The organism is Frigoribacterium endophyticum, assembly GCF_011759585.1.
Classification (GTDB): Bacteria; Actinomycetota; Actinomycetes; order Actinomycetales; family Microbacteriaceae; genus Frigoribacterium; species Frigoribacterium endophyticum.
On sequence record NZ_JAAOYV010000002.1, the window covers coordinates 926,250 to 947,454 of the forward strand.

At 71.3% G+C, this 21,205-nt stretch carries 17 protein-coding genes; 2 read left to right on the forward strand and 15 right to left on the reverse strand.

Annotated features, from left to right (window positions below):
* Window positions 1-56: 56 nt before the first annotated feature.
* Both FHR77_RS11660 and rpoB read right to left on the reverse strand, forming a co-directional pair.
* A complete protein-coding gene (locus FHR77_RS11660) occupies window positions 57-3,938 on the reverse strand; it encodes a DNA-directed RNA polymerase subunit beta' (protein WP_167260416.1) in 3,882 nt (1,293 codons plus the stop codon).
* Between the two features lie 49 nt (window positions 3,939-3,987).
* Complete coding sequence (gene rpoB / locus FHR77_RS11665) at window positions 3,988-7,479, reverse strand: DNA-directed RNA polymerase subunit beta (RefSeq protein WP_056057461.1); 3,492 nt, start codon at window positions 7,477-7,479, stop codon at window positions 3,988-3,990.
* A 330-nt stretch (window positions 7,480-7,809) separates the two neighbouring features.
* On the opposite strand from rpoB, the gene FHR77_RS11670 reads away from it, so the two are divergent.
* Window positions 7,810-8,667, forward strand: a complete 858-nt coding sequence (locus FHR77_RS11670; protein ID WP_167260418.1) for a spermidine synthase — start codon at window positions 7,810-7,812, stop codon at window positions 8,665-8,667.
* Window positions 8,668-8,795: 128 nt separating this feature from the next.
* On the opposite strand, the gene csrA is transcribed toward FHR77_RS11670, so the two are convergent.
* The 13 genes from csrA to FHR77_RS11735 form a co-directional block, all read right to left on the reverse strand.
* Entirely contained in the window at window positions 8,796-9,044 is a 249-nt protein-coding gene (gene csrA, locus FHR77_RS11675) for a carbon storage regulator CsrA (protein WP_167260420.1), read from the reverse strand.
* Window positions 9,045-9,075: 31 nt separating this feature from the next.
* The gene (locus tag FHR77_RS11680) at window positions 9,076-10,197 is read right to left on the reverse strand and encodes a hypothetical protein (RefSeq protein ID WP_167260422.1); all 1,122 of its coding nucleotides are present in this window, start codon (window positions 10,195-10,197) and stop codon (window positions 9,076-9,078) included.
* A gap of 19 nt (window positions 10,198-10,216) precedes the next feature.
* Window positions 10,217-12,268 (reverse strand): flagellar biosynthesis protein FlhA, encoded by a 2,052-nt coding sequence (locus tag FHR77_RS11685; RefSeq protein ID WP_167260424.1) that lies wholly within the window; start codon window positions 12,266-12,268, stop codon window positions 10,217-10,219.
* Complete coding sequence (locus FHR77_RS11690; RefSeq protein WP_167261374.1) at window positions 12,268-13,464, reverse strand: EscU/YscU/HrcU family type III secretion system export apparatus switch protein; 1,197 nt, start codon at window positions 13,462-13,464, stop codon at window positions 12,268-12,270. Before FHR77_RS11690 ends, FHR77_RS11685 begins: the two co-directional genes overlap by 1 nt.
* A 50-nt stretch (window positions 13,465-13,514) precedes the next feature.
* Window positions 13,515-14,234: a flagellar biosynthetic protein FliR gene (locus FHR77_RS11695; protein WP_167261376.1), complete on the reverse strand. Its 720-nt coding sequence runs from the start codon at window positions 14,232-14,234 to the stop codon at window positions 13,515-13,517.
* Window positions 14,235-14,275: 41 nt separating this feature from the next.
* Entirely contained in the window at window positions 14,276-14,551 is a 276-nt protein-coding gene (gene fliQ / locus FHR77_RS11700; RefSeq protein WP_056057474.1) for a flagellar biosynthesis protein FliQ, read from the reverse strand.
* Window positions 14,551-15,414: a flagellar type III secretion system pore protein FliP gene (fliP, locus tag FHR77_RS11705; RefSeq protein WP_243861868.1), complete on the reverse strand. Its 864-nt coding sequence runs from the start codon at window positions 15,412-15,414 to the stop codon at window positions 14,551-14,553. Before fliP ends, fliQ begins: the two co-directional genes overlap by 1 nt.
* 206 nt (window positions 15,415-15,620) lie before the next feature.
* Complete coding sequence (locus FHR77_RS11710; protein WP_167260426.1) at window positions 15,621-16,310, reverse strand: flagellar biosynthetic protein FliO; 690 nt, start codon at window positions 16,308-16,310, stop codon at window positions 15,621-15,623.
* A 3-nt stretch (window positions 16,311-16,313) separates the two neighbouring features.
* On the reverse strand, window positions 16,314-17,045 hold the full coding sequence (gene fliN / locus FHR77_RS11715; RefSeq protein WP_056057482.1) for a flagellar motor switch protein FliN: 732 nt from the start codon (window positions 17,043-17,045) through the stop codon (window positions 16,314-16,316).
* A complete protein-coding gene (locus FHR77_RS16665; protein ID WP_341777340.1) occupies window positions 17,042-18,007 on the reverse strand; it encodes a flagellar motor switch protein FliM in 966 nt (321 codons plus the stop codon). Before FHR77_RS16665 ends, fliN begins: the two co-directional genes overlap by 4 nt.
* A gap of 46 nt (window positions 18,008-18,053) precedes the next feature.
* Entirely contained in the window at window positions 18,054-19,085 is a 1,032-nt protein-coding gene (locus tag FHR77_RS11725) for a flagellar motor protein MotB (protein WP_167260428.1), read from the reverse strand.
* A complete protein-coding gene (locus FHR77_RS11730; RefSeq protein ID WP_056057484.1) occupies window positions 19,082-19,909 on the reverse strand; it encodes a motility protein A in 828 nt (275 codons plus the stop codon). Before FHR77_RS11730 ends, FHR77_RS11725 begins: the two co-directional genes overlap by 4 nt.
* A gap of 1 nt (window position 19,910) precedes the next feature.
* The gene (locus FHR77_RS11735) at window positions 19,911-20,267 is read right to left on the reverse strand and encodes a flagellar FlbD family protein (RefSeq protein ID WP_167260430.1); all 357 of its coding nucleotides are present in this window, start codon (window positions 20,265-20,267) and stop codon (window positions 19,911-19,913) included.
* A 316-nt stretch (window positions 20,268-20,583) separates the two neighbouring features.
* On the opposite strand from FHR77_RS11735, the gene FHR77_RS11740 reads away from it, so the two are divergent.
* Window positions 20,584-21,192 (forward strand): hypothetical protein, encoded by a 609-nt coding sequence (locus tag FHR77_RS11740; RefSeq protein ID WP_167260432.1) that lies wholly within the window; start codon window positions 20,584-20,586, stop codon window positions 21,190-21,192.
* Window positions 21,193-21,205 lie beyond the last annotated feature (13 nt).

A 21,205-nucleotide genomic window follows, 5' to 3' on the forward strand; every position in this document is an offset into this window, starting at 1 on the left:
GCCTCCTGGGGAGGTGCGGGTCAGGTCAGACCCTCACCGCGCCTCCCCGGGGGTGCTCAGTTGTAGGTGCCGGGCGTGAAGTCGTCCGACGAGAACGAGTCGAAGTCGACGAAGCTGAGGTCAGCCTCGTTGAACGACGCGTCGTCGGTGAAGACGCGGTTGGGGTACCGCTCGGCCTTCGCCTCCTCCGTCGCCTCGACCGACACGTCGCGGTAGCGCGACAGGCCGGTGCCCGCGGGGATGAGCTTTCCGATGATCACGTTCTCCTTGAGGCCGACCAGCGGGTCGCTCTTGCCCTCCATGGCGGCCTGCGTGAGCACGCGGGTCGTCTCCTGGAAGGACGCGGCGGACAGCCACGACTCGGTCGCGAGGGAGGCCTTGGTGATGCCCATGACCTCCTGGCGAGCCGACGCCGTGCGCTTGCCCTCGGTGAGCGCACCGCGGTTGATCTCGTTGTACTTCGACCGGTCGACCAGCTCGCCGGGGAGCAGGTCGGTGTCGCCGTGGTCGACGACGGTGACCTTGCGGAGCATCTGACGGACGATGACCTCGATGTGCTTGTCGTGGATCGGCACGCCCTGCGAGCGGTAGACGTCCTGGACGCCACCGACGAGGTGCTGCTGCACCGCACGGACGCCCTTGACTCGCAGGACCTCCTTCGGGTCGACCGCACCGGCGATGATCTGGGCACCGAGCTCGACGTGCTGACCGTCCTCGACGAGGAGGGTCGAGCGCTTGAGCACCGGGTAGATCACCGGCTCGTCGCCGTTGTCGAGGTTGAGGATGACGCGGCGGGCCTTGTCGGTGTCCTCGATCGTGATGCGACCCGCGCCGTCGGCGATCGGGGACGCGCCCTTGGGGGTGCGCGCCTCGAACAGCTCCGTCACGCGGGGCAGGCCCTGCGTGATGTCGTCGGCCGAGGCCGAACCACCGGTGTGGAAGGTGCGCATCGTCAGCTGCGTGCCGGGCTCACCGATCGACTGGGCCGCGATGATGCCGACGGCCTCGCCGATGTCGACCAGGTTGCCGGTGGCCAGCGAACGGCCGTAGCACTGGGCGCAGACGCCGACGGCGGCCTCACAGGTCAGCACGGAGCGGACCCTGATCGACTCGACGCCCGCGGCGACCAGCTGGTCGATGAGGACGTCGCCGACGTCCGCACCGGCCTCGGCCACGACGGTTCCCTGCGGGTCGACCGCGGCGGCCGCGAGCGACCGGGCGTAGACCGTGTTCTCGACCGTGGCGTCGCGCACCATGACGCCGTCGGCGTCGGGAGCGGCGATCGGCAGCTCGAGGCCGCGCGAGGTGCCGCAGTCGTCCTCACGGATGATGACGTCCTGCGACACGTCGACGAGTCGACGGGTCAGGTACCCCGAGTCGGCCGTACGGAGGGCCGTGTCGGCCAGTCCCTTGCGGGCACCGTGCGTCGCGATGAAGTACTCGGCCACCGACAGGCCCTCGCGGTACGACGAGATGATCGGGCGGGGGATGATGTCGCCCTTCGGGTTGTTCACGAGACCTCGCATGCCGGCGATGTTGCGCACCTGCAGCCAGTTACCACGAGCACCCGAGGTGACCATGCGGTTGATCGTGTTGTCGACCGGGAAGTTCGACCGCATCTCGGCGGCGACCTCGTTCGTGGCCTCCGTCCAGATCTTGATCAGGTCGGCACGACGCTCGGCGTCGGAGATGAGGCCCTTGTCGAACTCGGCCTGCACCGCCGCGGCCTGCTTCTCGTAGCCCGCCACGATCTCCGGCTTGCGCGGAGGCGTGAGGACGTCGGAGAGCGCGACCGTGACACCGGAGCGCGAGGCCCAGTAGAAGCCCGCGTCCTTGATGTTGTCGAGGGCCGCCGCGACGGCGACCTTCGGGTAGCGCTCGGCGAGGTCGTTGACGATCGTCGAGAGCATGCCCTTGTCGGTCACCTGCTGGACGAACGGGTAGTCCGCCGGCAGGTTCTCGTTGAAGAGCGCACGGCCGAGGGTCGTGTCGAGCAGGATGTCCTGGCCGACCTCGTAGCCCTCGGGGCCCTCGCCCTCGGCGAAGTGCACGCCGTTCATGCGGATCTTGACCATCGCGTTGAGGTCGAGCGAGCCCTGGTCCTTGGCGAGGATCGCCTCGGACACCGACGAGAAGGCACGGCCTTCGCCGGTGGCGCCCTCGGTGACCGTCGTCAGGTAGTGCAGGCCGATGATCATGTCCTGGGCGGGCAGGGTCACCGGTCGGCCGTCGGACGGCTTCAGGATGTTGTTCGACGCGAGCATCAGGATGCGCGCCTCGGCCTGGGCCTCGACGGACAGCGGCAGGTGCACGGCCATCTGGTCGCCGTCGAAGTCGGCGTTGAACGCCGCGCAGACGAGCGGGTGCAGCTGGATGGCCTTGCCCTCGACCAGCTGGGGCTCGAAGGCCTGGATGCCGAGACGGTGCAGGGTGGGCGCGCGGTTCAGCAGCACGGGGCGCTCGCGGATGATCTCCTCGAGCACGTCCCACACCTGCGGGCGCGAACGCTCCACCATGCGCTTGGCCGACTTGATGTTCTGAGCGTGGCTCAGGTCGATCAGGCGCTTGATGACGAACGGCTTGAACAGCTCGAGCGCCATCTGCTTGGGCAGACCGCACTGGTGCAGCTTCAGCGTCGGGCCGACGATGATGACCGAACGACCCGAGTAGTCGACGCGCTTGCCGAGCAGGTTCTGGCGGAAGCGACCCTGCTTTCCCTTGAGCATGTCGCTCAGGGACTTCAGGGCGCGGTTGCCGGTGCCCGTGACGGGACGACCGCGACGGCCGTTGTCGAACAGTGCGTCGACGGCCTCCTGCAGCATCCGCTTCTCGTTGTTGACGATGATCTCGGGGGCACCGAGGTCGAGCAGTCGACGGAGGCGGTTGTTGCGGTTGATGACGCGGCGGTACAGGTCGTTCAGGTCGCTGGTCGCGAAGCGGCCACCGTCGAGCTGCACCATCGGGCGCAGCTCGGGCGGGATGACCGGGACGACGTCGAGCACCATCGCGGCCGGCGAGTTGCCGGTGGCGAGGAAGGAGGAGACGACGCGCAGTCGCTTGATCGCGCGGATCTTCTTCTGGCCCTTGCCCTCCGAGATCTGCAGGTGCAGGTTCTCGGCCTCGGTCGCGAGGTCGAAGGCCTCGAGGCGCTTCTTGATGGCCTCGGCGCCCATGTGGGCCTCGAAGTACATGCCGAAGCGGTCCTGGAGCTCGTGGAAGACGGCGTCCTCGGGCTTGAGGTCGCCGACCTTGAGGGTGCGGAAGTCCTCCCACACGCGCTCGAGGCGGTTGATGTCCTCGTCGAAGGCCTTGCGGGTCTGGCCCATCTCCTTCTCGGCGACGTCCTTCGCGCGACGCTTCTGGTCGCTCTTGGCGCCCTCCTCCTCGAGCACCGCGAGGTCGTCCTCGAGCTTCTTGAGGCGGTCGGCGATGCGCGTGTCGCGCTGCGACTCGAGCTGCTTGATCTCGAGGCGGAGCTCGTTCTCGAGGCCGGGCATGTCGGCGTGACGGCCCTCCTCGTCGATCGAGATCACCATGTAGGCCGCGAAGTAGATGACCTTCTCCAGGTCTTTCGGGGCCATGTCGAGCAGGTAGCCGAGGCGCGAGGGCACGCCCTTGAAGTACCAGATGTGCGTGACGGGGGCGGCGAGCTCGATGTGGCCCATGCGCTCACGGCGCACCGACGACTTCGTGACCTCGACGCCGCAGCGCTCACAGACGATGCCCTTGAAGCGGACTCGCTTGTACTTGCCGCAGGCGCACTCCCAGTCACGCGACGGCCCGAAGATCTGCTCTCCGAAGAGGCCGTCCTTCTCGGGCTTCAGCGTGCGGTAGTTGATGGTCTCCGGCTTCTTGACCTCACCGTGCGACCAAGCACGGATGTTGTCGGCCGTCGCGAGGCCGATCCGCAGCTCATCGAAAGTTGTTGCTTCGATCAAAATTCAGTCCCTTGTCAGAAAGATTCGACGTGTCGTTGTGGGAGGGGGCTCAGATTTCGTCGACGTTCGACGACTCGAAGCGCGAGGAGATGTTGATGCCGAGCTCTTCGGCGGCACGGAAGACCTCGTCGTCCGTGTCGCGCAGGCTGACCGTCTGGCCGTCGGCCGAGAGGACCTCGACGTTCAGGCAGAGCGACTGCATCTCCTTGATGAGGACCTTGAAGCTCTCCGGGATGCCGGGCTCCTGGATGTTCTCGCCCTTGACGATCGCCTCGTAGACCTTCACGCGGCCGAGGATGTCGTCGGACTTGATCGTCAGGAGCTCCTGCAGCGCGTAGGCGGCGCCGTAGGCCTCGAGGGCCCACACCTCCATCTCTCCGAAGCGCTGTCCGCCGAACTGCGCCTTACCACCCAGCGGCTGCTGCGTGATCATCGAGTAGGGGCCCGTCGACCGAGCGTGGATCTTGTCGTCGACGAGGTGGTGCAGCTTCAGGATGTACATGTACCCGACCGAGATGGGGTTCGGGAACGGCTCACCCGAACGACCGTCGAACAGGCGCGCCTTGCCGGACGAGCCGATCAGGCGGTCGCCGTCACGGGTCGGCAGGGTCGAGTCGAGGAGGCCCTCGATCTCGCGCTCGGCGGCACCGTCGAACACCGGGGTGGCGACCTTCGTGCCGGGAGCGGCGCTGAGCGCCTCCGGGGGCAGGTTCTTGGCCCACTCCTGGACGCCCTCGACGTTCCAGCCCTGCGCGGCGATCCACCCGAGGTGGATCTCGAGCACCTGGCCGAAGTTCATTCGACCGGGGACGCCGAGCGGGTTGAGGATGATGTCGACCGGCGTGCCGTCCTCGAGGAAGGGCATGTCCTCCACGGGGAGGATCGTCGAGATGACGCCCTTGTTGCCGTGGCGGCCGGCGAGCTTGTCGCCCGCGGTGATCTTGCGCTTCTGGGCGATGAACACGACCACGCGCTGGTTGACGCCCGAGCCGAGCTCGTCGTCGCCGTCCTGCGAGTCGAAGACCTTGACGCCGATGACCGTTCCCTGCTCGCCGTGGGGCACCTTCAGGGACGTGTCGCGGACCTCACGGCTCTTCTCGTTGAAGATCGCGCGCAGCAGGCGCTCCTCGGCGCTGAGCTCGGTCTCGCCCTTCGGCGTGACCTTGCCCACGAGGATGTCGCCGGGGCGGACCTCGGCGCCGATGCGGATGATGCCGCGCTCGTCGAGGTCGGCCAGCAGGTCCGGGCTGACGTTGGGGAGGTCACGGGTGATCTCCTCCTTGCCGAGCTTCGTGTCGCGGGCGTCGACCTCGTACTCCTCGATGTGGATCGAGGAGAGCGTGTCGTCCTTGATGAGGTTCTGCGACAGGATCATCGCGTCCTCGTAGTTGTAGCCCTCCCACGGCATGAACGCGACGAGGAGGTTCTTGCCGAGCGCGAGCTCGCCGTTCTCCGTCGCCGGGCCGTCGGCGATGACCTCGCCGACCTCGATGCGCTGACCGGCGTCGACGATCACGCGGTGGTTGTAGCTGGCGCCCTGGTTCGAGCGGTCGAACTTGCGCAGGTAGTACTCCTGCGTGCCGCCCTCGTCGAGCTGGACCACGACCACGTCGGCCGAGACCTCGGTGACGACGCCCGCGGCGTCGGCGGTGACGACGTCACCGGCGTCGATCGCGGTGTAGCCCTCCATGCCGGTGCCGACCAGGGGGCTCTCGCTGCGGACCAGCGGGACGGCCTGGCGCTGCATGTTGGCGCCCATGAGGGCGCGGTTCGCGTCGTCGTGCTCGAGGAACGGGATGAGCGAGGTCGCAACCGACACCATCTGGCGCGGCGAGACGTCCATGTAGTCGACCTCGTCCTTGGCGACGAGCTCCACCTCGCCGCCCTTCTTGCGGACGAGCACCTTGTCGTCGACGAAGTCGAAGCCGTCGGTGAGGGGGGCGTTCGCCTGGGCGACGACGTAGTCGTCCTCCTCCGACGCGGTGAGGTAGTCGATCGTCGCGGTGACGTGACCGGCCTCGACCCGGCGGTAGGGGGTCTCGATGAAGCCGAACGAGTTGATGCGCGCGAACGAGGCGAGCGAGCCGATCAGGCCGATGTTCGGGCCTTCCGGGGTCTCGATCGGGCACATGCGGCCGTAGTGCGAGGGGTGCACGTCTCGCACCTCGACGCCGGCGCGCTCACGGGAGAGACCGCCCGGCCCGAGGGCCGAGAGGCGACGCTTGTGCGTCAGGCCCGAGAGCGGGTTGTTCTGGTCCATGAACTGCGACAGCTGCGAGGTGCCGAAGAACTCCTTGATCGCGGCGACGACGGGGCGCACGTTGATCAGGGTCTGCGGGGTGATCGCTTCGATGTCCTGGGTGGTCATGCGCTCGCGGACGACGCGCTCCATGCGGGAGAGACCGGTGCGGACCTGGTTCTGGATCAGCTCGCCGACCGCGCGGATGCGACGGTTGCCGAAGTGGTCGATGTCGTCGACGTCGAGGCGGAGCTCGACGGCGTTGCCGTCGCGCGTGCCGTCGATGGTCTTCTCCTCGGCGTGCAGCGAGACGAGGTACTTGATCGTCGCGACGATGTCGTCGACGGTCAGGACCGAGTCGCCGAGGGGCGCGTCGATGCCGAGCTTGCGGTTGATCTTGTAGCGACCCACCTTCGCCAGGTCGTAGCGCTTCGGGTTGAAGTAGAAGTTGTCGAGGAGCGCACGCGCGGCCTCGGCCGCGACCTGCTCGCCGGGACGGAGCTTGCGGTAGATGTCCTTGAGGGCCTCTTCCTTCGTGAGGATGGCGTCCTTCTCGAGGGTGGCCTCGATGGACGCGAAGCCCTTGAACTTCTCCGTGATCTCTTCGCTCGTCAGGCCGAGGGCCTTGAGGAAGACGGTGACGCTCTGCTTGCGCTTGCGGTCGATGCGGACGCCGACCTGGTCGCGCTTGTCGATCTCGAACTCGAGCCAGGCACCGCGGCTCGGGATGACGCGGGCCGAGTAGATGTCCTTGTCGGAGGTCTTGTCGGAGGCGCGCTCGAAGTAGACGCCGGGGCTGCGGACCAGCTGCGACACGACGACGCGCTCGGTGCCGTTGATGATGAACGTGCCGCGCTCGGTCATGAGCGGGAAGTCGCCCATGAACACGGTCTGCGTCTTGATCTCACCGGTGAGGTGGTTCATGAACTCGGCGTTGACGTAGAGGGGGGCGGCGTAGGTCTTGCCGCGCTCCTTGCACTCGTCGATCGAGTACTTGGGGTCTTCGAGCTCGGGCGCGGTGAACGACAGCTGCATCGTCTCGCCGAGGTCCTCGATCGGGGAGATCTCCTCGAAGATCTCCTCCAGGCCGGAGTGGAGGGCGAGGTCGGTGCGACCCTGCTCGGTGGCCTCGGCGAGGCGCTGCTTCCAGATGTCGTTGCCGACGAGCCAGTCGAAGCTCTCGGTCTGGAGCGCCAGGAGGTCGGGGACCGTCAGCGTGTCGGTGATCTTGGCGAACGAGAGGCGCGATGCGCCACGGCCGTTCTTGGGTGAGTTGGTGTTTGCGGTGTTCGCAGCAGCCAAGGAAGTAACCTCCGTGGACCCCGTCGGGTCATCACTGTCGGACAGTATGAGTGAGTGGTTGAACGGCCCTCCCGGAGCCGTCGGGGCGTACAGTCCGAGGACCAGCCCGTTCCGACGACCGGACGCGCCCCCGCCGCGATATTCGGAGGCCGTCTCGAGGTGCGTCGTCGACCGCAATATGACGACGGGACGCACGGGGAGCGCAAAGGTCAATACTATGCAGCCGGGACACGCCTGGCAAGCCCTGTCGTTGACTCTCAGCGGAACCTTCGGTATAACGCGGGAGCGGCCCGTGTGTTCCCGCCCCCGAGGGGTGGGAAGCTGGGCCACATGGCTGCTGCGCACGACGACCCCTCCGGCGAGATCTCGATCGGCGCCGGCCTCGCCCGCGTCGACGAGGACCGCCACCGCCCCGGCGCGTTCACGCTCGTCGTCGACGGCACCCCGCAGTCGCACGTCGACCTCGACGACCCCACCCACCTCGCCTTCGAGTACGTGCGGCGCATCGGCCACGCCATCGACCTCCTGCCCGAGGGGCCGGTCACGGCGCTGCACCTCGGAGCCGGCGCGCTGACGCTGCCCCGCTACGTGGAGGCCACCCGCCCGGGGTCGCGACAGCAGGTGGTCGAGCTCGAGGCGGACCTGGTGGCGCTGGTGCGCGAGAAGCTGCCGCTGCCGAGGGGCGCCTCCATCAGGGTCCGCTACGGCGACGCCCGCGAGGTGATGCTGAAGCTCCCGGCCGGGCTGCGCGGCACGGTCGACCTGCTCGTCGTCGACGTCTTCGGCGGCTCGCGCATCCCCGCCCACGTGACCTCGCTCGAGTTCTACTCGGCCGCGGCGGAGTTCCTCTCCCCCACCGGCATGCTGATCGTCAACTCCGCCGACGGGGCCGGGCTCGCCTTCGCCCGCGGCCAGGCGTCGACGCTCTCCACGGTCTTCGACCACGTCGCCGCGGTCGCCGACCCGGCGACCCTCAAGGGCCGGCGGTTCGGCAACGTCGTGCTGATCGGCTCGCCGTCGCCGCTGCCGACCGACCGCATGCCGCGGCTCTACTCGTCGGACCCGCTGCCGGCCAAGGTCGTGCACGGCCGCGAGCTGCGCGACTTCGTCGCCGGCGCCCCCGTGGTCACCGACGCGACGGCGGTGCCGTCGCCCGAGCCGTCACGGAGCGTGTTCGGGGCGCGCTGACCGCGTGCCGCGGCGAGGCACCCCGTCTTCGCACGGGAACCCAGCCGCGGCGGGGTTCGCCTGCGAGAAGCGGGTGTGTCACGAGCAGGGCAGGGGCGCAGGCGCCGGGCGCGCCGGGCGCGCGGCGGCTACTGGTCGGTGCGGGGCGCGGGGGCGCCGAGCGCGGCGCGGAGGCGGGCCTCGGCGTCGTCGGGGGCCGCGGCCGCCGCGACGTTGGCCTCGGAGACCGCCTGGACGACCTCCTCGCGCTGGATCTTCACGCCGCGGGGGGCGTCGATGCCGATGCGCACGCCCTCGCCCCGGGAGTCGAGGACGGTGATGACGATGTCGTCACCGATGAGGATCCGCTCCCCGACCTTGCGCGTCAACACCAGCATCGGGCCAGCTTAGCGACGTGAGGGTCGCTGGCTACTCGCGCCACCCCACGGGCACGCCGAGCAGGTGCACCGTGCCGGGGGTCGCGGTGTCCTGCGCGCCGACGACCGCGACGGCCGCGACGGGCTGCACCGCGCGGACGGCCTCGACCCAGCGCGCCGTGTCGTCGTGCTTGCGGCCCACGTCTACCGCGACCCAGAGCTGGTCAGCGCCGATCGAGCGGAGCGCCTCGGGGGCGTCGTCGTCCCACGCGAGCGCGGTGACGACCGACGAGCCCTCGTGCACGCCGGTGGCCCGGGCGAGGATGGCGCTGCGGCGGTCGGAGACGTCGACCGAGCGCAGCCCGAACGCCGACGCCATCTGCGCCGCGACCCGGAACGCGTCGCCGGGGCGGCCCACCACGACGACGAGGTCGCCGGCGCCGCGCAGCAGCCCCGGAGCGGCCGGCAGGTCGGCCTGCCCGGCCGCGGCGAGCGCGGGCGACGTGGTGGCGGCGGCCGCGGCGAGGAACTCCGCGGCGGTGGTCAGCGGCCCCGGCCGGGCGTCGTCGGCGGCGGGGGCGACGACGGGGTCGACCGCGATGCCGTTGAAGGTGAAGTCGTCCATGATGTCGGCGAACGCGTCGGTGCGGGTCGAGACGTCGGCCGGCGACGGGGCCGGCACCGCGCCTCCGGCGGTCGACGAGGAGGCGGTGGTCGCGCCCGCGGCGGAGGCGGCGGCCGCGGCGGCACGGGCGGCGCGACGGGGGCTGTCGACGGCGCCCGCGTCGGCGGCGCGCGGCAGCACGACGACCTCGGGCGCCGGGCGACGGCCGGCTCCCCCGCCGGCGAGCACCTCGTCGAAGGGGTCCCGCGCGGGCGAGGGGGCGGCGGCCGCGGCGCCGGGGCGGGCCCCGTCGTCGAAGCCGTCCGCCGCGTCGGCGTCGGCGAGGAGCGCCGCGATGCCCGCCCGCGAGGCGGGCTGCGTGATGGTCACCCGGGCGACCGGGCGGTCGGTGGCCGGGTCGGGCACCTCGACGGTCACCTCGTAGTGCTTGCGGGCGAACAGGCCGCCCACTCCCCCGACGGTGACCTTCTGGGCGGCGACGACCCGGGCGCCCGGCCCGTGCACCGCGCGTGCCTCGGCGGCGAGCTGCTCGAGCGACTCCCCGCTCATCTGCACCCTGCGCGCCACGTCAGGCCGCCGTGATCGGGTCGGCGGCGCGGACGACGCCGACGGTCTCGATGGTCGAGCCGGCGGCCGTGGCCTCCTGGTACGACAGCACCGGCAGGCCGTTCTGCTGCGCCGACACGAGCCGGTGGATGGCGGGGCGGAGCGCGGGCGCGCAGACGAGCACCGCGCTGAGGCCCTGGGCCTCGACGCTCGCGACCGAGTCGCGCAGCGAGCCGAGCACCTGCTCGACGCGGTGGCCGTCGAGCAGGATCTGCGTGCCCTGGTCGCTCGGCCGCAGCCCCTCGAGCATCGACTGCTCGAGGCCGGGGTCGATCATGATGACGCGCAGCACGGCCCCGTCGAGGTAGCGCGCGGTGAGCGCGGGCCCGAGGGAGGCGCGGGCGGCCTCGATCAGCCCCTCCGGGTCGGTCGACAGCTTGGCGCGGAGCGTCAGCCCCTCGCAGATGCGCGCGAGGTCGTTGATCGGGATGCGCTCGGCGAGCAGGCCCTGCAGCACGCGCTGCAGCTCGGCCAGCGAGAGCATGCTCGGCATGAGGTCGTCGACGGCGGCGGCGTTGACCTGCTTCACGCCCTCGGTGAGCACGCGGACGTCCTCACGGCTGAGGAGGCGGGCGGCGTTGTCGCCGATGATCGACGAGAGGTGCGTGACGAGCACCGAGACGCGGTCGATCACGGTCGCGCCGGTCATCTCGGCGCTGTGGCGCATCTCGGCCGGCACCCACTTGCCGGCGAGGCCGAAGACGGGCTCGATCGTGACCGTGCCGGGCAGCGAGTCGAGCTGGTCGCCGAGGGCGAGCACCGAGCGGGCGGGCGCCTGGCCGCGGCCCGCCTCGACGCCGGCGATGCGGATCGAGTAGGTCGACGGCGGCAGGTCGACGCTGTCGCGCGTGCGGACGGGCGGCACGACGATGCCCATGTCGACGGCGATCTTGCGGCGCAGCGCCTTGACGCGGCCGAGCAGGTCGTCGGAGGCCCCGCTGACCATGTCGACGAGGTCGGGCGCGAGCAGGATCTCGAGGGCGTGGACGCGCATCTGCTCGAGGAGGTCCTCCGTGGTGTCGGTGGGGGCCGTGGGCGGGACCTCGGCCTCGAGGGCCGCCCGCGCCTCCTCGGCCTTGGCCTTCGTGCTGAGGCGCTGGGCGATGATCAGCAGCGTCGCGCCGATGACGAGGAAGGGGATGATCGGCATGCCGGGGATGAACCCCATGCCGATGGCCGCGACGCCCGCGATGGCGATCGCGATGCGCGACTGCCCGAGCTGCGCCGCCGCCTGCGAGCCCATGTCGCTGTCGGCGCCCGAGCGGGTGACGATCATGCCGGTGCTGACCGCCATCAGCAGCGCGGGGATCTGCGTGACGAGGCCGTCGCCGATGGTCAGCAGGCCGTAGTGGCCGAGGGCGTCGGCGGGCTCCATGCCGTTCTGCAGCACGCCGATGGCGATGCCGCCGATGAGGTTGATGACGATGATCAGGATGCCCGCGATCGCGTCGCCCTTGACGAACTTCGACGCGCCGTCCATCGCGCCGTAGAAGTCGGCCTCGGCGCTGACGTCGGCGCGGCGCTGCTTGGCGACCTCGTCGGTGATCAGGCCCGCGTTCAGGTCGGCGTCGATGGCCATCTGCTTGCCGGGCATCGCGTCGAGGGTGAAGCGCGCGCCGACCTCGGCGACGCGCTCGGCGCCCTTGGTGACGACGACGAACTGGATGATGACGAGGATGCAGAAGATGACGGCGCCGATGATGATCGAGCCGCTCACCGCGACGTGCCCGAACGCCTCGATGACGTGGCCGGCGAAGCCCTCGCCGAGCACGAGCCGCGTCGACGCGACGTTGAGGCCGAGGCGGAACAGCGTCGCGACGAGCAGCAGCGACGGGAAGACCGAGAAGTCGAGCGGCTTCTTCACGAAGAGCGTCGTCAGCAGGATCACCAGCGCGAGCAGGATGTTGCAGATGATCAGCACGTCGAGCATCGGGGCCGGCACGGGCACGACGAGCAGCAGCACGATCGCGACCACGCCGACGGGCACGGCGAGCTTGGGGAGTGTCTTCTTCATCAGGCGGTTCCTCCGGTGACGGACGGACGGGGAGCAGTGGGGGCACCGGCCGGAGGCGCGGTGCGGGAGGCGGCGTCGCGCGCGACCCGCAGGCGGCGGGGCATCGCGTCGGCCTCGAGCGAGCCGGGCGTGAGCACGCCGGCGACCTCGTCGGGGGTGGTGGGGCGGGGGTTGGCGTGGGTGCCGGCGACGGCGGACGCCCCGCGGGCCTGGAGGGCCATCACGAAGGTCAGCACGCGCGCGACCGGCGTGTAGAGGTCGACCGGGATCTCGTCGCCGAGGCCGCAGGACGCGTGCAGGGCACGGGTCAGGGGGACGTCGCGGACGAGCGGCACGCCCGACTCCTCGGCGCGGGCACGGATCGCGGCGGCGACGGCGCCGGCGCCCTTGGCGACGACGCGGGGCGCCGACTTGCCGGGCTCGTAGCGGAGCGCGACGGCGTAGTCGGTCGGGTTGACCATGACGACGTCGGCGTCGACGATCGCGCCCATCATGCGGTTGCGGCTCATGGCGAGCTGACGCGAGCGGCGCTGCGACTTGACCAGGGGGTCGCCGTCGCTGCTCTTGCTCTCGTCGCGCACCTCCTTCTTGGTCATGCGGGTCTTCTTGCGGTTGCGGCGCATGACGACGAAGACGTCGGCGGCGGCGAGCAGCAGCCCGGCCACGATCGCGGCGCGGAGCAGGATGCCCGTGCCGGCCTCGGCCTCGGCGAGCAGCGCGGAGACGCTGAGGCCGCCGCCGCTCATCAGCACGGGCATGAGGCCCTGGATGGCCATCCAGAGCACGACGCCGACGACGGCGGTCTTGATCAGGGCCTTCGCGCCGTTCCAGAGGGCCTGGGTGCCGAAGGTGTTCTTGATGCCGTTGAGGAGGTTGAACTGCTCGTAGTTGCCGGTCATCCGCTTGATGTGGACGCCGCCCTGCACGATCGCGGTGACGAGCACGGCGACGCCGACGACGGCCAGCATGGGCGCGATGGTCGCCGCCATCGACCCCACGCCGTCGCCGAGGAGGGCGACGACGGTCGTGTCGTCGGGGTGGCGGATGATCTCGCCGATCGAGAACAGCTGGTCGGTGCCGGCCTCGGCCCCGCGCTGGATGGTGCTCGGGATCATCACGGCGGCGGCGCCGACGCCGATCCACGCGCTGAGGTCCTGCGAGCGCGACAGCTGGCCCTTGGAGTGCACCTCCTTCATCCGCTTGTCGGTCGCGGCCTCGGTCTTCTCCCCGGAGTCGTCGGCCACGGCTACCCCACCCCCAGGAGCATCTTCGAGGCGTCGCCGGTCAGCGAGCGCACGACGCCGGGCAGGGCGAGGAAGACGCCGCCCGCGAGCATCACGGTCATCAGGATCTTGAGCGGGAAGCCCATCGCGTAGGCGTTGAGCGCGGGGGCGACGCGGCTGAGCAGGCCGAGCCCGACGTCGGCGAGGAAGAGCACGACGGCGAGGGGGCCGGCGATCTGCAGGGTCGCGAGGAACATCTGCGAGACGCCGTGCGCCATCATCTCGACCGGGCGGGAGAGGTCCATGCCGAGCCCGAGCGGGAACGCGTCGAACGAGCGGGTCAGCCCGCCGATCAGCAGCTGGTAGCCGCCGCTCGCGAACATCAGCGCCAGCGCCGTCATCTGGAAGAGGCGCGTGAACTGCGCGCCGTTCACCATCGACTGCGGGTCGAACGCCTGCGCGAGCGTGAACCCGCCGAAGAGGTCGATCAGGCTGCCCGCGGCCTGCACGGCCGAGAACGCGAGGAACACCAGGAACCCCAGCACGCCGCCGACGACGACCTCGAGCACGAGCGCCACGACGAACTGCCCGGTGGCGAGCGACTCGTACCCGGGTGTCACGCGCGGCGCGACGGCGAGGCCGAGGCCCACGCCGAGCATCGCCTTCACGCGGCCGGGGAAGGCCTTGTAGGAGAACGGCGGCGCGATGACGATGAACGCGGTCATGCGCACGGCGGCCAGCATCGTGGCCTCCAGCCAGCTGAGGTCGAGGGTCACGGTCGGGCCTAGCCGCCGCTGAGGAGCTGCGGGATGCGGTCGAAGACGGCCGTCGTGAACGAGACCATCTCGGAGATCATCCAGTGCCCGCAGACGATGAGGGCGACTCCCACCGCCACGGCCTTCGGCACGAACGAGAGGGTGACCTCCTGGATCTGGGTGATCGACTGCAGGAGCGAGATCGCGAAGCCGACGACGAGGGAGGTGATGAGCACGGGGGCGGCGAGCTTGCCCGTGATGATCAGCGCCTGCATCGACAGGTCGAGGACGGCGTTGGAGTCCATCAGCTGCCCACCTGGTAGCTCTCGATCAGGCTCGTGATGATGAGGCCCCAGCCGTCGACGAGCACGAACAGCAGGATCTTGAAGGGCAGCGAGATCATCACCGGCGGGAGCATCATCATGCCCATCGACATCAGCGCGGCGCTGACGACGAGGTCGATGACGAGGAAGGGGATGAAGATGACGAAGCCGATGATGAAGGCGGCGCGCAGCTCGCTGATCATGAACGACGGGATGAGCGTGAGCATCGGCACGTCGGCCTGGTCGGCGGGGTTCGGCTGGTCGGCAGAGCGGGTCATCAGCGCGAGGTCCTCCTCGCGGGTGTGCGCCAGCATGAACTCGCGGAGCGGCGCCGAGCCGGCGTCGATCGCGCCCTGCAGGTCGAGCTGGCCCGAGAGGTAGGGCTGCACGGCGTCGTCGTTGATGTGCCCCAGGATCGGCGCCATGATGAACAGGCTCAGGAAGAGCGCGAGCCCCGCGAGCACCTGGTTCGGCGGGATCGACGGCAGCGCAAGCGCGTTGCGGGTCATCGCCAGCACCACGAAGATCTTCGTGAACGACGTCATCATCAGCAGCAGCGCCGGCGCGACGCTCAGGAGCGTGATGCCGATCAGCGTGACGACCGCCTGGCTGGGCGTGCCGTCGGGGCCGGTGATGTCGATGTCGAGGCCGCCCGTGCCGGTGCCGTCGGTGACGGTCTGGTCGGTGTCGGTGTAGTCCGTCGGCGTGGTGCCGGCGGTGCCGTCCGTGCTGCCGACGGCGGGAGCGGTCGGGTCGACCGGCGCCGTCGGCGAGACGGGGGCGGGCGCCGGGGCGGCACTGGCGCTCTGGCCGATCAGCATCAGCAGCGCCGAGGCCACGACCATCGCCAGCAGGGCGACGACGACCGTGCGGGCGAGCCGGGTGTCGGCGAAGCGCACGGGGGCGGCGTCGATCGAGACGAAGCTGCTGCGGCGGGTGGGCCCGCCGGCGAGGGCACGGCCGCGCAGGCCGTCGTGCAGCGTCGGGGCGAGCCGCGCGACGAGCGCGGAGCCGAAGGAGGCGCGGGTCGGGCGGGCGAGGGAGGCGCGGGTCATCCGGCGCGTCCGGCCCGCAGGGCCGCGGCCGCCTGGCGCCACGTGCCGGGGGCGAGGATCGAGCCCTCGAGCGGGGTCGAGGCACGGCCGCGGCGGCGCTCTCGCGGGTCGCGCGGGGCGCGGGCGGCGGTGGCCGACGCGGAGGCGACGGTCGCGGCGCGGCGGGCGGCACCGCGGGGGCGGAGGAGCTCGGGGGCCTGGACGGCGGCGGGGGCGACGGCAGCGGGGGCGACGGCGGCGACCGACGCGGCCGGGACGGCGGCCACGGGCAGCGGGGGCTGGGTGGCGAGGACGGCCTCGAACGACATCGGCGCGGGCGCGGGCACCACGGCGGGGGCCGGGGCGACGGCCGGGGCGATCGGGGTGACCCGCGCCTCCTGCGGGGCCGTCACGGGCGCGACCGGGGCCGGCACCAGCGCCAGCGGCGCGGGGCCGGGCACCTCGGCGGCCGAGAGCACCGTGACCGACGACTCGGTGACGCCGAGCACGAGGCGCTCGCCCTCGACGTCGACGACGACGACGCTGGCCTTGGCGCCGAGGCCCTGGCGGGCGACGACGGTGACCGGGGCGGCCGACTTGCCGGAGCCCCGGACGCCCTTGACGAGGCGCTTCTGCAGCACCCACAGCAGGGCGAGCACGACGCCCAGCGAGAGGGCGACGCGCAGCGCGACGAAGAGCGTGTCCACCGGTCAGACCAGGCCGTCGGCGACGTCGAGGATCTTGGTGATGCGGACGGCGTAGTCCTGGTCGACGACGACGACCTCGCCGTGCGCGATCAGACGGCCGTTGAGCAGCACGTCGGCGGGGGCGCCGGCCGAGCGGTCGAGCTCGATGACGGCGCCGGGCTCGAGGCCGAGCACGTCGCGCACCGACATGCGGGTGCGGCCGATCTCGACCGTGAGGGCCATCTCGACGTTGTTGATGCGGCCGAGGTTGCCGGCGACGGAGTCGAACAGGGGCGACGAGGAGGCGCGGGCCGGGCTCGACCCCACGGTGCCGCCTTCCCGGATGCGGATCGCGAACCAGCCGGCCGGCTGCCCCGCGGCGGTCAGGTCGAAGACCACCGTGTCGGGGTCGGCGAGCAGCGCGTCGGCGGGCTCGCGCCGGCTCTCGCCGAGCACGCCCACGCCGAGCACGCCGGTCGCGGCCTCGAGGGCGGGGCGGAGCACGTCGCCGACGGAGACGAGGGGCGAGTCGGTGCCGGCGGCGGCGGTCAGCTGCTCCATGTCGACGAGCACGAGCGCGGTGTCGGCCGAGACGGCGCCGACGAACGAGGTCATGACGACGCTCGACGCGGCCGTGCGGCGGCCCTGGGCGACGACGGCCTCGAGCGGCACGGCACGGAGCGGCGACGGCGTCGGCAGCACGGAGACGAGCGCCTCCGCCGCGGCGGTGTGCAGGGTGATAGTCGTGCCGGTCATGAGGTTCCTTCTTCGGTGCCGGTCAGGGAGGTGGAGACGACGATGCCCGCGAGGCGCGAGCCGTTGGCCCCGACGGCGGCACGGCCGACGGACTGGCCGTCGACGGTGATCTCGAGCGGTCGCGAGCGCGGGTGCGGCAGGGGCAGCAGGTCGCCGACGGCGAGGCCCAGCACGACGCCGGGGCGCACGGAGGCGGGGGCCAGCTGGAGCGCGACGCCCACCGGCACGGCGGCCAGCTGCGCGCCGAGCAGGCGACGGGCGTCCGCGGCGCCGACGGTCGGGTTCGACTCGCCGAGCTGGGGCAGCAGCACCTCGGCCGGGATGGCCACGGTGCCGAGGGCGGTGCGCTCGCCGACGCGGATCTCGAACGTCGCGACGATCATCAGGTCGGACTTCTGCGCCGCCTGGGCGAACTGCGAGTTGTACTGGAAGCCGCCGACCGAGACCGCGTCGACCAGCAGCGAGCCGAACGAGTAGCGGAGGTCGTCGAGCGCGTCCTCCATCAGGCGGCGCACGAGCGCCTGCTCGACGGGCGAGAAGGTGCGGTCGGGCATCGCGTGCGGCTTCGAGGCGCCGAGCATGTGGCTGACCCAGCCGAGGGCGGCCGAGGTCGGGAACTGCACGACCGCCTTGGGGCCGACGCCCTCGAGCGGGCAGAGCACCATCGCCGTCGTGGCCGGCAGCGACGAGGCGTACTCGTCGTAGGTCAGCATCTGCACGTGCTCGCAGGTGACCTGCGAGAGCACGCGGACCTTGGCGGTCAGCTGCGTGCCCCACTGGCGCGCGAAGGTGTCGAAGGCGAGCTCGAGCACGCGCGAGTGCTCGCGGGCGAGCGTCGTCGGGCGGCGGAAGTCGTAGACCTCGACCTGGCGCGCCGAGCGAGCGACCGGCCCGGCGGCGGGCGCGGGGGCGGCGGGCACCGACGCGGGCGCGCTCGTCACGGCGGGGTCGAGGAGGGTCACGGACGGACCTATCGGCCCGTGCCGTCACCGCGTTAGAGGTGCGTCGTCAGTGACCCCCGGACTGGGCCCCCTCGTCGTGCGACTCCTCTTTCTTCTCGGACTTCTTCTCGTCCTTCTTCTCCGTCGGGGCCGCGGCGGCCTCCGCGGGGGCCGCGGGCGCGACGGGCTCGGGGTTCCTGCCCGCGGTCACCGCGCCTCCCGCTGCCTCGGCCGCCTGCTCGAGCTTCGGCAGCAGGGCGCTGACGTCGTCGCTCTGGTTCGAGAGCACGACGATGTCGACCCGGCGGTTCGCCGCGAGGTCGGCGTCGGTGCTGCCCTGCACGAGCGGGCGCGACGAGCCGAAGCCGACGGCCTGGGCGTGCTCGACCGGCAGTCCACCGCGCTCGACGAGGTCGCGGAGCACCTGCGTCGCCCGGGCCGACGAGAGCTCCCAGTTCGTGGCGAACGGCGCCGTCGAGCTGCGCTGGTCGGCGTGCCCCTCGACCGACACGTCGTGCGAGCTGTCGCGGAGCACGGGCGCGATCGCGTCCATCACCCGGGTCGCCTCGCCGCTGAGGTCGGCGCTGTTCGTGCCGAAGAACGTCTCGGAGCCGACGAGCCGGACGGTCAGGCCGCGGGCGTCGGTCGCGAACTGCACGTCGGCGCTGAGGCCGGAGCCCTCGAGGTTGCCGGCGATGGCCTCCTTGATGGCGGTGAGGTCGTCGAGCTCGGACTGTGCCAGGGCCTGGGCCGCGGCCGCCTGCTCGGCGGTCTGGGCCTCGCCCGACGCTGCAGCCTTGCTCATGTCGGTCTCGTCGCCCTCCGAGTAGCCCTCGCCCTCCTCCGTCACGTCGCTCGCCGGCACCACGGTGCCCGAGGCGCTGTCGACCTTGCCGACGTCGGTCTGGCCGAAGCCCGTCGCGAGCGAGTTGCGGAGCGCGATGTACTTGTCCTGGTCGACGCTCGACATCGCGAACAGCACGATGAACATGCACATCAGCACGGTGACCATGTCCATGTACGAGGCGAGCCAGCGCTCGTCGGGGTGCTCCTCCTCGGCGTGGGCCTTCTTCTTCCGCCCGCCGCGGCTGCCGCTCACGCCGCGAGCCCCTGGTCGTCGGCGCCGGCCTTCGCCTTCGCCCCCTTGGCGCCGCCCTTGCCCTTGGCGTCGGTCAGGGCGTGGGTCGGCACCATGGCCTTGAGGCGCTCGCCGAGGAGGCGCGGCTGGCTGCCCGCCTGGACGGCCAGGACGCCCTCGATCAGCAGCGTCATGCGCGCCTCGTCGAGGTCGGCGAGCTTCTTGAGGCGGCCGGCGAACGGCAGCCAGAGGAAGTTCGCGCTGAGGAGGCCCCAGAGGGTCGCGACGAAGGCGGCCGCGATCAGCGGGCCGAGCTCGTCGGGCGACGCGAGGTTCTCGAGCACGTGGGTGAGGCTGACGACGGTGCCGATGATGCCGACGGTCGGGGCGTAGCCGCCGAGGCTGTTGAAGAACTTGCTCGCGGTGCGGTCGGCGGCGAGACGGGACTCCATCTCGTCCTCGAGCAGGATCCGCAGCTCCTCGCCGTCGGTGCCGTCGGCGATGTTCTGCAGCGCGCCCTTCATGAACTGGTCGGTCGACTTCTCGGCCTCGGCCTCGAGCGAGAGCAGGCCCTCGCTGCGCGCCTTCTCGGCGAGCGCCACGATCTCGTCGATGACCGACTGCGGCGGGATCACCTTGCCGGTGAACGCGTGCGGGATCTTCTTGAAGCTGAGCAGCGCGTCCTTGATCGTCGTGCCGGCGATGCCGACCGCGATGGTGGCGCCGAAGACGAGGAGCATCGGGGCCGGCAGCAGCAGGCCCTCGACGTGGACGCCCTCGAGCTTGATCATGCCGAAGAGGGCACCGAAGGCGAGCAGGATGCCGATGATGGTCGCGGGGTCCACGTCAACGCTCCAGGGTGGTGGTCGCGGGGGCGGCGGTGGCCGTGGGGAAGGGCGAGACGAGGCCGGCGCCGCTCGAGCCGCTCGAGCCGCGGACGATGCCGAGCTGCGGGCCGGTCGACGTGCGCGAGCCGAGGGGCTGCGTCGCGGGGGCGGCGGCGTGCGGCTCGTCGTAGGCGATGGCGACGATGCGGGCGCGGTAGCGGGCGATCATCTCGATCACCTCGGCCATGGGCTCGGTGACGATGTACTTCGCCCCGTCGACCATGATCAGCGTCGTGTCGGGCGTCTCGTGGATCCGCTCGATCAGGTCTGGGTTGACAGCGAATCTGCTGTCGTTGAGTCGCGTGACGACGATCATCGGCCCGTCCTAGGTCTGTGTTCTCCCGCCACCGTCCGTGGGGCGAGCGAGCGCTCGTCCTGAGCTGCTCAGGGGGGACTATCGGCCGGCGGCGGGCCGCCGTTAGGCGGCGGCACCCGCGGTGTCCGCACTTCGGCGGACGCGCGCCGCGAGCGGCGCGTCGTCTCGTCGGCGCGGCGAGGTGCCCCGTCCTGGGCCCGCCGAGGTGTCGAGGGTCCAGGACGGGGCACCTCGACGCCCGCGGTCGCGGCGGAGACCGACCGATCGGTATGGTGTGTGGCACATATCAGTCGTGACCCCTCGGAAGAAGGCAACTGTGAGCCACTCGCACCCATCCCCCACGCCCCCCACTCCCGGAGCGACGCCCGGCGTCGTCGTGCACCGGCCGACCTGGGCGGCGTTCTGGGTCTCGGCGAAGACGCGTGCCCTCATCTTCGGGGCCGCGACGGTGTTCGTGGCGGTGCGCTCGGGCCCGTCGGGCCTCGTCGCCGTGGCGGTCGCCCTCGTCGTGGCCGGGGCCGGCTTCGCGGTGTTCCTGCGGACCGCGACGGTCACGGTCACGCCGACGTCGGTGAGCTACCGCCGTCTCGGCCGCACGAGCACGGTGGCGCTCGACGGGCGGCAGCGCGGCCTGCTCTGCATGATGGCCCAGGGCGTCCAGGGCATCCCGTGGCTCGGGGTCGTCGGCCCGGGCGGCGAACGCGTCGGCCTCAGCGGCGCCTACTTCGACGGCGCGGTGCTCGGCGACGTCGCCGCCCGCGCCGGCGTCACGGTCGTGCCGGCCGAGCAGCGCCTCACGGGGAAGGAGGCGCACGGCCTGGCCCCGGGGTCGGTGCCCGCCCTGCTGCACCGCCCCGCCCTCGTGGCGCTGATCGCGACTCCCGTGGTCGTCGGGGTGATCGCCGTCATCGCGATCCTTGCCTAGTGGTGCCACAGAT

Bases quoted from the DNA above. Each gene is read 5' to 3' on its own strand.
- FHR77_RS11670 (WP_167260418.1), top strand. From the start codon at position 7,810: ATGGCTGCTGCGCACGACGACCCCTCCGGCGAGATCTCGATCGGCGCC.
- csrA (WP_167260420.1), bottom strand. From the start codon at position 9,044: ATGCTGGTGTTGACGCGCAAGGTCGGGGAGCGGATCCTCATCGGTGAC.
- FHR77_RS11680 (WP_167260422.1), bottom strand. From the start codon at position 10,197: ATGAGCGGGGAGTCGCTCGAGCAGCTCGCCGCCGAGGCACGCGCGGTG.
- FHR77_RS11685 (WP_167260424.1), bottom strand. From the start codon at position 12,268: ATGAAGAAGACACTCCCCAAGCTCGCCGTGCCCGTCGGCGTGGTCGCG.
- FHR77_RS11690 (WP_167261374.1), bottom strand. From the start codon at position 13,464: ATGAAGGAGGTGCACTCCAAGGGCCAGCTGTCGCGCTCGCAGGACCTC.
- FHR77_RS11695 (WP_167261376.1), bottom strand. From the start codon at position 14,234: ATGCTGGCCGCCGTGCGCATGACCGCGTTCATCGTCATCGCGCCGCCG.
- fliQ (WP_056057474.1), bottom strand. From the start codon at position 14,551: ATGGACTCCAACGCCGTCCTCGACCTGTCGATGCAGGCGCTGATCATC.
- fliP (WP_243861868.1), bottom strand. From the start codon at position 15,414: ATGGTCGTGGCCTCGGCGCTGCTGATGCTGATCGGCCAGAGCGCCAGT.
- fliN (WP_056057482.1), bottom strand. From the start codon at position 17,045: ATGACCGGCACGACTATCACCCTGCACACCGCCGCGGCGGAGGCGCTC.
- FHR77_RS11735 (WP_167260430.1), bottom strand. From the start codon at position 20,267: ATGATCGTCGTCACGCGACTCAACGACAGCAGATTCGCTGTCAACCCA.